The organism is Flavobacterium sp. (assembly GCF_028712645.1).
Lineage (GTDB): Bacteria > Bacteroidota > Bacteroidia > Flavobacteriales > Flavobacteriaceae > Flavobacterium.
In genome coordinates this window covers 1-10,495 of record NZ_JAQTPQ010000125.1, presented here as the reverse complement: position 1 = coordinate 10,495, position 10,495 = coordinate 1, and the positions used below count along the sequence as shown (strand labels likewise).

Here is a 10,495-nt window from a genome sequence, read left to right as displayed (position 1 = left end):
GCTTGTTTGGCGATGAACGATGATAAAGTTCCTGCTGGAAAATATGCAGTAAGTACATCCAATAGAAACTTTGAAGGGCGTCAAGGTCCAGGTTCAAGAACTTTATTGGCTAGTCCAATTATGGCAGCTGCAGCTGCAGTTACCGGAAAATTAACAGATCCTAGAGAGCTTTTTTAAAAGATTTCAGAATGTAGATTAGCGATTTTTGATTTAAGATTTCGTAAAATTGCTAAACATTCAGCTTAAATTATACAACATAGATTATAAAAAAATAGTAGTGCTTGAGATTTACTTTTCTACACAGAAAATCAAAAATCAGCAATCACTAATCAAAAATCAAAAATCAAATGGCATACGATAAATTTAATATCCTTACGAGTAGTGCAGTGCCACTACCAATAGAAAACGTAGATACCGATCAAATCATCCCAGCTCGTTTCTTGAAAGCTACAAAACGTGAAGGTTTTGGGGATAACCTTTTTAGAGACTGGAGATACAATGGAGACGAAACTCCAAAAGCTGATTTCGTTTTAAACGACAAAACTTACAGCGGAAAAATTCTTGTTGGAGGTAAAAACTTCGGTTCAGGTTCTTCTCGTGAACACGCTGCTTGGGCAGTTTACGATTACGGATTTCGTGCTGTAGTTTCTAGTTTCTTTGCGGACATCTTCAAAGGAAATTGCTTGAACATTGGTGTTTTGCCAGTACAAGTAAGTCCAGAATTTGCTGAAACTATTTTCAAAGCTATCGAAGCAGATCCAAAAACAGAATTGGAAATCAATTTACCAGAACAAACCATTACTTTATTGGCTACTGGACAAAAAGAATCTTTCGACATCAACGGATACAAAAAAAATAATATGATTAATGGTTTTGACGATATTGATTATTTACAAAGTATGAAAGAAGAAATTGTAGGATTTGCCGATAAATTGCCTTATTAGATAATACTGTTATTTTTAGCAAAAACACCTAACAGGTTTTTAAAACCTGTTAGGTGTTTTATAAAACCGAATTATGATTCTAGAAGTCGCCATTCTTTTCGTAAATGAAGGAGAAGAAAAACAATTTGAAAAAGATTTTGAGATTGCCAGTCAATTTATAAGTTCGATTCAAGGTTATTTAGGTCATAGTTTAAGAAAATGCATCGAACAGGAAAACAAATACATTTTACTGGTTGATTGGGAGAAACTGGAAGACCATATTGTTGGTTTTAGACAATCAAATCAGTATTTAGAATGGAAAAAATTGCTCCATCATTATTACGATCCATTCCCAATTGTGGAACATTTTGTAACGGTGATGGAAAATAAAAAGTTGTAAAAATGAAATCTACTTTATTTGAAATCCAAGAACGTTTTGATAATGATGTGGAACGTTTTTCTAATTTAGAAACGGGTCAAATCAGCACTGTTGATGCGACTTTGAGTTTAGAATTATTGACACAAGCTGCTGGTGCTTGTTGTCCTAATGCCAAACAGGTTTTAGATTTAGGATGTGGTGCGGGTAATTATTCTTTAAAATTATTGGAGCTAATTCCCGATTTCGATTCGACTTTGATTGATTTAAGCCAGCCGATGTTGAACAAAGCCAAAGAAAGAATTTCTGAAGTTTCAGAAGGGAAAATCACTACTATTCAAACTGATTTTTTGAGTATGGAATTACCCGAAAATACTTTTGATATTGTGGTTACAGGAGCAGCATTACATCATCTAAGAACAGATGAAGAATGGGAGAAAGTTTTTTCTAAAATATATAAAAGTTTAAAAAAAGGTGGTTGCTTTTGGATCTCAGATTTGATTTTGCACGATAATCCAGCCATAAATCAGTTGATGTGGAAACGATATTCTAATTATTTAGAAAATATTGGAGGGAAGGAATATCGAGAAAATGTTTTTGCATATATCGAAAAAGAAGACACGCCTCGCTCGGTAATGTATCAACTCGATTTAATGAAAAAAATAGGTTTTTCATATATTGATGTTTTGCATAAAAACAGTAATTTTTCTGTATTTGGAGGAATAAAATAAGAAAAATGAAAGCGAACAAACACATTAAAAGAGACGATCAGGCAACAAAAATATTTGACGCCAGAAGTTTAGCAAATGACTACAGACATCTTACTGAAATTTTAAAATCAGGGATGAATGTATTAGATGTAGGATGCGGAACTGGTTCAATCTCAAAAGATATTGCTAATATTGTTGGAGAAAACGGAAAAGTTACAGGAATTGATAATACAGAAAATTTTATTTTAATAGGGAAAAAAACATATCAATCTGTTGCTAATTTAAAATTAATTCACGTTGATTTATTTGATTATAATCCAGAAGAAAAATATGATTTAATTGTTTCAGCAAGAACATTGCAGTGGTTAAGTAACCCTAAAGATGCTTTGCTAAAAATGAAATCCTTTTTGAAACCAAACGGACAAATTTCAATTCTTGATTACAATCATAAAGCAATTGAATGGGTTCCTTCGCCACCAGAAAGTATGCAAGAGTTTTACCAAACTTTTTTAAACTGGAGAAAAGATGCTGAAATGAATAATGAAATTGCCGATGATTTAGCTGATCTTTTGAAAGAAGTGGGGTTTCGTAGTATTGAAGTAATAAATTCAGATGAATTTTATAATAAAGAAGTTTTAGATTATAAAACTAAAATAGGTATTTGGTCAAAAGTTGCTGGTTCAAGTCAAATGGTAGAAGAAGGCTATTTAGACGATAATTTAAGATTAAAAGCAATCGATGAATACAACAATTGGATAGAAAAAGGAGATGTTTCAATGACGATGAAATTGAATGAAGTGCGAGGACGCATTTAAAACCAAATCAAGAATAACCTTTATGAAAAAAAGAAAAATTGAAATAATGGACACAACGCTCCGTGATGGTGAACAAACCTCTGGAGTGTCTTTTTCTGCTGCAGAAAAATTAACCATTGCACAATTGTTGCTGGAGGAATTAAATATTGATCGAATCGAAATTGCATCTGCACGAGTAAGTGAGGGTGAATTTCAAGCCGTAAAAGGCATCACCGCTTGGGCTGCATCAAAAGGATATAGTGATAGAATTGAAGTTTTGGCATTTGTAGATGGTGGAATTTCTATCGAATGGATGAAAAAAGCAGGAACAAAAGTTCAAAATTTATTGACCAAAGGATCAATGAATCATCTTACTCACCAGTTGAGAAAAACGCCAGAACAGCATTTTGCCGAAATTACAGATATTATTGCTTTAGCGAAAAAAAATGATATTGAAACCAACATTTATCTTGAAGATTGGAGCAACGGAATGCGTAATTCGCCAGAATATGTGTTTCAGTTTTTGGATTTTTTATCAACTCAACCTGTAAAAAGGATATTGTTGCCCGATACTTTAGGTGTTCTAATTCCATCGAAAACTTTTGAATATATTTCGAAAATTACTGAGAAATATCCAAATATCCATTTTGATTTTCACGCACATAATGACTATGATTTAAGTGTTGCCAATGTTATGGAAGCAGTAAAAGCTGGTATTAGCGGCTTACACGTTACCGTAAATGGGATGGGAGAACGTGCCGGAAATGCGCCTTTAGAAAGTGTAGTTGCGGTAATAAATGATTTCATACCTGAAGCAAAAATCAATATAAAAGAATCTTCGTTATATTCCGTAAGTAAATTAGTCGAGACTTTCACAGGTTATAGAATTCCTGCCAATAAACCTATTGTGGGTGATAATGTATTTACGCAAACTGCTGGTATTCACGCCGATGGAGATAATAAAAACAATTTATATTTCAATGATTTACTTCCAGAGCGTTTTGGAAGAAAGCGAAAATATGCCTTGGGGAAAACTTCGGGTAAAGCCAATATCGAAAAAAATCTTCAGGAATTAGGATTACAACTCAATCAAGAAGATTTGAAATTAGTAACCCAACGCATCATCGAGTTGGGCGACAAAAAAGAAACCGTTACCAGAGAAGATTTGCCTTATATTATTTCTGATGTTTTGGACAGTCATACTTATGAAGATAAAATTGTCATTGAATCCTATGTATTAGTTCACTCTAAAGGAATTCGTCCATCAACCACACTTTGTTTACGAATAGATGGAGAATTAATAGAAGAAAATGCTCAAGGTGACGGACAATTTGATGCCTTTATGAACGCATTGACCAAAATTTATAAAAGCAAAAAGATGACTTTACCTAAACTTATTGATTATGCTGTTCGAATTCCGCCAGGTAGTAGTTCAGATGCATTATGCGAAACCATAATTACTTGGACAAATGGTAAAAAAGAGTTTAAAACAAGAGGATTAGATTCAGACCAAACGGTTGCTGCAATCAAAGCCACTCAAAAAATGCTAAATGTTACAATATCCTAAATCAAAATAAATTAAAAATTCTATAATAAAAAATACGTATGAAATATACTATTGCCCTTTTAGCAGGAGACGGAATCGGTCCCGAAGTAATCAGTCAAGCCGTAAAAGTTTCTGATGCCATTGCAAAAAAATTTAATCACGAAATCACTTGGACACCAGCATTAACAGGTGCTTGCGCTATTGATGCAGTTGGAGTTCCTTATCCTGACGAAACGCACGAAATTTGTATGAAAGCTGATGCGGTTCTTTTTGGAGCTATCGGACATCCAAAATATGATAATGACCCAAGTGCTCCAGTAAGACCAGAACAAGGGTTATTATTGATGCGTAAAAAATTAGGTTTGTTTGCCAATGTTAGACCAACATTTACTTTCCCATCCTTAATTGACAACTCCCCATTGAAAAGAGAAAGAATCGAAGGAACAGATTTGATTTTCTTGAGAGAACTTACTGGTGGAATTTATTTTGGAGAAAAAGGAAGAAAAGATGGTGGAGAAACAGCTTTCGACAACTGTGTTTATACCAGAGTTGAGGTACAACGTTTGGCTAAAAAAGGTTTCGAATTAGCAATGACACGCTCTAAAAGATTGTGTTGTGTTGACAAAGCTAACGTATTAGAAACTTCACGTTTGTGGAGAGAAACAGTACAAGCGATGGAAAAAGATTATCCAGAAGTTACTGTTAGCTACGAATTTGTAGATGCAGTTGCAATGCGTTTAGTTCAATGGCCAAATTCGTACGATGTGTTAATTACGGAAAATTTATTTGGTGATATTTTGACTGATGAAGCATCGGTAATTTCAGGTTCAATGGGATTAATGCCTTCTGCATCTGTGGGAGAACATACTTCATTATACGAACCAATCCACGGATCCTATCCACAAGCTACAGGATTGAATATTGCTAATCCATTAGCTACTGTTTTATCAGCAGCAATGATGTTTGAAGATGCTTTTGGGTTAAAAGAAGAAGCTGAAGCAATTAGAGCAGTTGTAAACAAATCATTGGAACAAGGAATAGTAACTGAAGATTTAGCTGCAAAAGGAGCTCAATCTTATGGTACAAAAGAAGTTGGAAATTGGTTAGTTGCTAATTTATAAAAAATAATTTTTTGTAGAGACGCACTGCGGTGCGTCTCTAACAGAAATAAAATATATACATAACAAAAAAGGTGTCAATTTTATTGACACCTTTTTTTTATATGATTGAAAAAAATATTAGTATCTTCCTCTATCTCCACCACCACGGTTATCTCCACCACGGTTGTTACCATAACCTCCGCGTGAATCTCCACCACGGTTGTTATTAAAACTTCTTCTTTCACCTTCTGGTTTTGGCTCAGACTTATTTACTACGATAGCACGACCTTGAACAGTCGCTCCGTTTAACTCATCAATTGCTTTTTGAGCTTCTTCATCATTTGGCATTTCAACAAAACCGAATCCTTTACTTCTTCCAGTAAATTTATCAGTGATAATTTTTACAGAATCAACTGCACCGTAAGCCTCGAAAGACTCTCTTAAATCTGCTTCCTCAATACTGAACGGAAGGCTTCCAACAAAAATATTCATATGTACTTATTTAAAATAATTGCAACAAATGTAGTCTTATTTTTATCTAATCTACTATGTGTTAGCTAATTTATGATTTTATTTTATTTTTTTAAATCAAATTCCAAATATAATGGGGGCTAATACAAGTGGTTTATATTGGTTTTCTTCTATTTATGAAGTTAATTGCTCACGGGAACTTTATAAAAGTGTCCATATTGAAAATTTAAATTTGGACCAGCCAATGGGTTATTATAGACATTTGCGGCATTAAATTTAAACGTTCCAGTGATAGTGTTATTTAAAACGTCGTATTCTGTTATTACAATTTGTCCTTCGCCAATTCCAAATCCAGTCGAAAAAGTGATTGTTCCATCGGTATCCGTTAGGACATAAACTACGGTGTTTAAAACGCCTGTGCCTAAAAAATAAGTTCCAGGATTTGTAGATGTAGTTTTTAAAGTCAGCTTTTCGTTTCTGGTATATCCTTCTATAATTAAAGAACCTCCTACGAGGGTAGCTTTAGCATCAATAGCTCTCCAAAACACATTGTCTTTTTGCCCTTCAAAAGCAGGATTATTAAATTTTACATCCTCTTGACAAGAAATAAAAGCAAATAAAACGATTATATATAGAAATTGTTTTTTCATTCGAAGATAATATTTGTTTTTTGGTTGAAAATAGAATTCGCTATGCTTATTTCATAATTTGTAGCATTAATCTAAACAAAAGTATATTATTTTGATTTAAAAATGGAAATAGAATTAAAAATTCACATTAAAAATTGACATAAAATGGTGTCATTCATTAAAATAGAAATCGAATTAGTATTTATTGATAAAAAGTGTATCTTTGCACCCTTAATTAATCGAGGTCGAGTACCTCAAAATTTAATCATTAGATTATGTCAGTAAAAATTAGATTACAAAGACACGGTAAAAAACAAAAACCGTTTTACTGGGTTGTAGCAGCAGATGCTCGCTCAAAAAGAGATGGTAAATACCTAGAAAAAATTGGTACTTACAATCCAAACACAAACCCTGCAACTATCGAATTAGACTTGGATAGCGCAGTAAAATGGTTGCACAATGGTGCTCAACCAACTGATACAGCAAAAGCGATTCTTTCTTACAAAGGAGCTTTATTGAAACACCACCTTGATGGAGGTATTCGTAAAGGAGCTTTAACTCAAGAACAAGCTGATGCAAAATTAGCTGCTTGGTTAGAAGCTAAAGCTGGAAAAGTAGATGCTAAAAAAGAAGGTTTAACAAAAGCGCAAGCTGATGCTAAAGCTAAAGCTTTCAAAGCGGAACAAGATGTAAATGCAAAACGTTTAGCTGCTGCTGCTCAAGCTGAAGCCGATGCTATTGCTGCTGCAACTCCTGCTGTTGAAGAAGAAGTTGCTGAAGTTGAAGCTGCTACTGAAGAAGCTCCTGCTACTGAAGAAACACCAGAAGCATAATTTTAGAAGGCGAAAATGCGTAAAGAGGATTGTTTCTATTTAGGTAAAATCGCAAAAAAATTTAGTTTCAAAGGCGAAGTCCTAGCTTATTTAGATACGGATGAACCCGATTTATACGAAAACTTGGAATCAGTGTTTGTTGAATGCAACAAACACTTGGTTCCATTTTTTATTGAAAACAGCTCACTTCACAAAAACGATTTTCTTAGAATTCGTTTCGAAGATGTAAATACTGAGGAAGAAGCTGACACATTGATTGGAAATGATTTATACCTTCCTTTAAAAATGTTACCCAAACTTACGGGCAACAAATTCTATTTCCACGAAGTAATTGGTTTTGAAGTCGAAGACAAACGTCTGGGATATGTTGGAGAAATTCAATCCATCAACGACAGCACCGCTCAACCGCTTTTTGAAGTTCTCAAAGGAGATGCCGAAATCCTGATTCCAATGATTGATCATTTCTTGGTTAAAATTGACCGAGAAAACAAAAAAGTCATTATGGATTTACCGGAAGGCTTGATTGAAATGTATTTGTAAAAAGAGTTAATCGGTTATTTACTTCGTCAGTTCGCTTTGCTCGTGTGTTTATTCGGTTATTCGAAAATCTGCAATCAAAAATCGTTAATCGACAATCTAAAATCTTTATGTCCAAATTCCAATTCAAACAATTTTCTCTTGAACAAGACCAAACGGCAATGAAAATTGGAACTGACGGAGTTTTGCTTGGTGCTTGGACTCCAATTGAAAATAATCCCAACAGCATTTTAGACATTGGGACTGGAACGGGAATCATCGCATTAATGCTGGCACAAAGAAGTTCGGCAGTACAAATTGATGCTTTAGAAATTGATGAAGAAGCCTACGAACAAGCAACAGACAATTTTGAAAATTCCCCTTGGAACGATTGTTTGTTTTGCTTTCACGCCGGCTTGGACGAATTTGTCGAAGAACCGGAAGACGAATACGATTTAATTGTTTCCAATCCACCTTTTTATAGCGAAGATTACAAATCTAGTAACGACCAACGCGATTTAGCACGTTTTCAAGACGCCATGCCTTTTGAAGAATTGATTGTAGCCGCCGATTTACTGCTTTCTAAAAACGGAATATTCGCAGTAATTATTCCTTTTAAAGAAGAACAAAATTTCTTGACTCTTGCCAATGAATACGAATTATTTCCTCTGAAAATCACTCGCGTAAAAGGAACTCCAACCTCCGAAATTAAGCGTTGTCTTTTGGCTTTTAGTCGTAATAAAGATTTTAATTGCATTATTGATGAATTAATCATCGAAACTGCACGACATATTTATACTCCGGAATACATCGCTTTGACGAAGGATTTTTATTTGAAGATGTAGCAAACTTTTTTAAATTGAAAATCTAAATTCAGAAACTCTTTTTTGTATTTTTTTAAAATATAACATTTCATCATTGTTTTGTTATATTTCTTTATGTAGATTTGTGACATAAATCATTCCTCTTATGAAACCAGACTTATTTCAATCTCCAGATTATTACAACCTTGATGAATTATTGACAGACGAACATAAACTAGTACGTGATTCAGCACGTGAATGGGTAAAACGTGAGGTTTCTCCAATCATAGAAGACTTTGCTCAAAGAGCTGAATTTCCGAAACAAATCATCAAAGGTTTGGCAGAAATTGGTGCATTTGGTCCATATATTCCAGAAGAATATGGTGGTGCTGGTTTAGATCATATTTCTTATGGTTTGATTATGCAGGAAATAGAAAGAGGCGATTCTGGTGTTCGTTCTACAGCTTCGGTTCAATCTTCGTTAGTAATGTATCCCATTTGGAAATACGGGAACGAGGAACAACGAATGAAATATTTACCCAAACTGGCTTCGGGAGAATTTATGGGCTGCTTTGGCTTGACCGAACCCAATTTTGGTTCTGATCCAGGAAGTATGATTACCAATTTCAAAGATAGGGGAGACCATTATCTTTTAAACGGTGCCAAAATGTGGATTTCGAATGCGCCTTTTGCAGATATTGCCATTGTTTGGGCAAAAAATGAAGAAGGACGAATTCACGGATTGATTGTAGAACGCGGAATGGAAGGTTTTTCAACTCCAGAAACTCATAATAAATGGTCACTTCGTACATCGGCGACGGGAGAATTAATTTTTGACAATGTAAAAGTTCCTAAAGAAAATTTATTGCCCAATAAATCAGGACTTGGAGCACCGCTTGGTTGTTTGGATTCTGCACGTTTCGGAATTGCTTGGGGAGCTATTGGCGCTGCGATGGACTGTTATGATACCGCTTTGCGTTATGCCAAAGAAAGAATCCAATTTGACAAACCAATTGCTGGAACTCAATTGCAGCAGAAAAAATTAGCTGAAATGATAACTGAAATTACCAAAGCACAATTACTGACTTGGCGATTGGGAGTTTTGAGAAATGAAGGAAAAGCAACAACAGCTCAAATTTCGATGGCAAAAAGAAATAATGTAGATATGGCGATTCATATAGCCCGCGAAGCCAGACAAATGCTTGGTGGAATGGGGATTACAGGCGAATATTCGATTATGCGTCATATGATGAATCTAGAATCGGTGATTACATACGAAGGAACACACGACATTCATTTATTGATTACCGGAATGGACATTACCGGAATTCCAGCTTTCAAATAAAACACAAATTTATATACAAAATGAGTTGTTCTGAAAAAGGGCAACTCATTTTTTTTATAAAATTAATTGAGTCTAACAATTGCTCCCAACCCAATTTGATTTCCAATTTGTGGATAAACAAAAGCCGTTGTTTTTTTCTTTTTTCCAAAAGTTACCGACTTGAATGGATTCCAATAGGAAACTATGAGTCCAGATGCTAGACCTATTCCAGCTCCGGCAAGAACATCTGAAGTGTAATGTTTGTTATTGGCAATTCGAAGTATTCCGGTGGCAGTTGCAAACAAAAATCCGCTGCTGGCATACCATAAATTCGAATCTTTGAATTCGTAATATAGAAGGGTTGCATTTGTAAAAGCCGTAGCAGTGTGGCCTGAGGGAAAACTTAAATTATCAGAATGATCGGGTCTTTCTGCGCCAACAGCATTCTTTAAAGAATAAACTACAGTTCC

14 protein-coding genes are annotated in these 10,495 nt (G+C 34.6%); 11 read left to right on the top strand and 3 right to left on the bottom strand.

Annotated features, from left to right (window positions below; genetic code table 11):
* From PHC28_RS10695 to leuB, 7 genes are all read left to right on the top strand, one after another.
* Window positions 1-177 (top strand): aconitase family protein (locus PHC28_RS10695; protein ID WP_300099903.1); only part of this gene is annotated, 177 nt, incomplete at its 5' end.
* Window positions 178-347: 170 nt separating this feature from the next.
* Window positions 348-944, top strand: coding sequence for a 3-isopropylmalate dehydratase small subunit (gene leuD / locus PHC28_RS10690; RefSeq protein WP_300099900.1), 597 nt, complete (start codon window positions 348-350; stop codon window positions 942-944).
* Window positions 945-1,017: 73 nt separating this feature from the next.
* Entirely contained in the window at window positions 1,018-1,323 is a 306-nt protein-coding gene (locus PHC28_RS10685) for an antibiotic biosynthesis monooxygenase (protein ID WP_300099897.1), read from the top strand.
* A gap of 2 nt (window positions 1,324-1,325) precedes the next feature.
* A complete protein-coding gene (locus tag PHC28_RS10680) occupies window positions 1,326-2,030 on the top strand; it encodes a class I SAM-dependent methyltransferase (RefSeq protein ID WP_300099893.1) in 705 nt (234 codons plus the stop codon).
* Between the two features lie 5 nt (window positions 2,031-2,035).
* Window positions 2,036-2,824: a class I SAM-dependent methyltransferase gene (locus PHC28_RS10675; RefSeq protein ID WP_300099890.1), complete on the top strand. Its 789-nt coding sequence runs from the start codon at window positions 2,036-2,038 to the stop codon at window positions 2,822-2,824.
* A 22-nt stretch (window positions 2,825-2,846) separates the two neighbouring features.
* Window positions 2,847-4,370, top strand: a complete 1,524-nt coding sequence (locus PHC28_RS10670; RefSeq protein WP_300099888.1) for an alpha-isopropylmalate synthase regulatory domain-containing protein — start codon at window positions 2,847-2,849, stop codon at window positions 4,368-4,370.
* Window positions 4,371-4,408: 38 nt separating this feature from the next.
* Entirely contained in the window at window positions 4,409-5,470 is a 1,062-nt protein-coding gene (leuB, locus tag PHC28_RS10665; RefSeq protein WP_300099884.1) for a 3-isopropylmalate dehydrogenase, read from the top strand.
* 117 nt (window positions 5,471-5,587) lie between these two features.
* Here the strand turns inward: leuB and PHC28_RS10660 are convergent, their stop codons facing one another.
* Window positions 5,588-5,941: an RNA-binding protein gene (locus tag PHC28_RS10660; protein WP_300099881.1), complete on the bottom strand. Its 354-nt coding sequence runs from the start codon at window positions 5,939-5,941 to the stop codon at window positions 5,588-5,590.
* A 161-nt stretch (window positions 5,942-6,102) separates the two neighbouring features.
* Window positions 6,103-6,570: a DUF6252 family protein gene (locus tag PHC28_RS10655; RefSeq protein ID WP_300099878.1), complete on the bottom strand. Its 468-nt coding sequence runs from the start codon at window positions 6,568-6,570 to the stop codon at window positions 6,103-6,105.
* A gap of 254 nt (window positions 6,571-6,824) precedes the next feature.
* Here PHC28_RS10655 and PHC28_RS10650 point away from each other — a divergent pair, with 254 nt between their 5' ends.
* The 4 genes from PHC28_RS10650 (at window position 6,825) to PHC28_RS10635 (ending at window position 10,046) form a co-directional block, all read left to right on the top strand.
* Entirely contained in the window at window positions 6,825-7,382 is a 558-nt protein-coding gene (locus tag PHC28_RS10650; protein ID WP_300099875.1) for a 30S ribosomal protein S16, read from the top strand.
* Between the two features lie 15 nt (window positions 7,383-7,397).
* Entirely contained in the window at window positions 7,398-7,922 is a 525-nt protein-coding gene (rimM, locus tag PHC28_RS10645; protein ID WP_300099873.1) for a ribosome maturation factor RimM, read from the top strand.
* A gap of 107 nt (window positions 7,923-8,029) precedes the next feature.
* On the top strand, window positions 8,030-8,743 hold the full coding sequence (locus tag PHC28_RS10640; protein WP_300099871.1) for a methyltransferase: 714 nt from the start codon (window positions 8,030-8,032) through the stop codon (window positions 8,741-8,743).
* A 124-nt stretch (window positions 8,744-8,867) separates the two neighbouring features.
* Entirely contained in the window at window positions 8,868-10,046 is a 1,179-nt protein-coding gene (locus PHC28_RS10635; protein ID WP_300099868.1) for an acyl-CoA dehydrogenase family protein, read from the top strand.
* A gap of 62 nt (window positions 10,047-10,108) precedes the next feature.
* Here PHC28_RS10635 and PHC28_RS10630 read toward each other — a convergent pair.
* Window positions 10,109-10,495, bottom strand: a 387-nt coding sequence (locus PHC28_RS10630) for a phosphatase PAP2 family protein (protein ID WP_300099864.1), incomplete at its 5' end; no start/stop codon positions are given.

Bases quoted from the DNA above. Each gene is read 5' to 3' on its own strand.
- leuD (WP_300099900.1), top strand. From the start codon at position 348: ATGGCATACGATAAATTTAATATCCTTACGAGTAGTGCAGTGCCACTA.
- PHC28_RS10685 (WP_300099897.1), top strand. From the start codon at position 1,018: ATGATTCTAGAAGTCGCCATTCTTTTCGTAAATGAAGGAGAAGAAAAA.
- PHC28_RS10680 (WP_300099893.1), top strand. From the start codon at position 1,326: ATGAAATCTACTTTATTTGAAATCCAAGAACGTTTTGATAATGATGTG.
- PHC28_RS10675 (WP_300099890.1), top strand. From the start codon at position 2,036: ATGAAAGCGAACAAACACATTAAAAGAGACGATCAGGCAACAAAAATA.
- PHC28_RS10670 (WP_300099888.1), top strand. From the start codon at position 2,847: ATGAAAAAAAGAAAAATTGAAATAATGGACACAACGCTCCGTGATGGT.
- leuB (WP_300099884.1), top strand. From the start codon at position 4,409: ATGAAATATACTATTGCCCTTTTAGCAGGAGACGGAATCGGTCCCGAA.
- PHC28_RS10660 (WP_300099881.1), bottom strand. From the start codon at position 5,941: ATGAATATTTTTGTTGGAAGCCTTCCGTTCAGTATTGAGGAAGCAGAT.
- PHC28_RS10655 (WP_300099878.1), bottom strand. From the start codon at position 6,570: ATGAAAAAACAATTTCTATATATAATCGTTTTATTTGCTTTTATTTCT.
- PHC28_RS10650 (WP_300099875.1), top strand. From the start codon at position 6,825: ATGTCAGTAAAAATTAGATTACAAAGACACGGTAAAAAACAAAAACCG.
- rimM (WP_300099873.1), top strand. From the start codon at position 7,398: ATGCGTAAAGAGGATTGTTTCTATTTAGGTAAAATCGCAAAAAAATTT.
- PHC28_RS10640 (WP_300099871.1), top strand. From the start codon at position 8,030: ATGTCCAAATTCCAATTCAAACAATTTTCTCTTGAACAAGACCAAACG.
- PHC28_RS10635 (WP_300099868.1), top strand. From the start codon at position 8,868: ATGAAACCAGACTTATTTCAATCTCCAGATTATTACAACCTTGATGAA.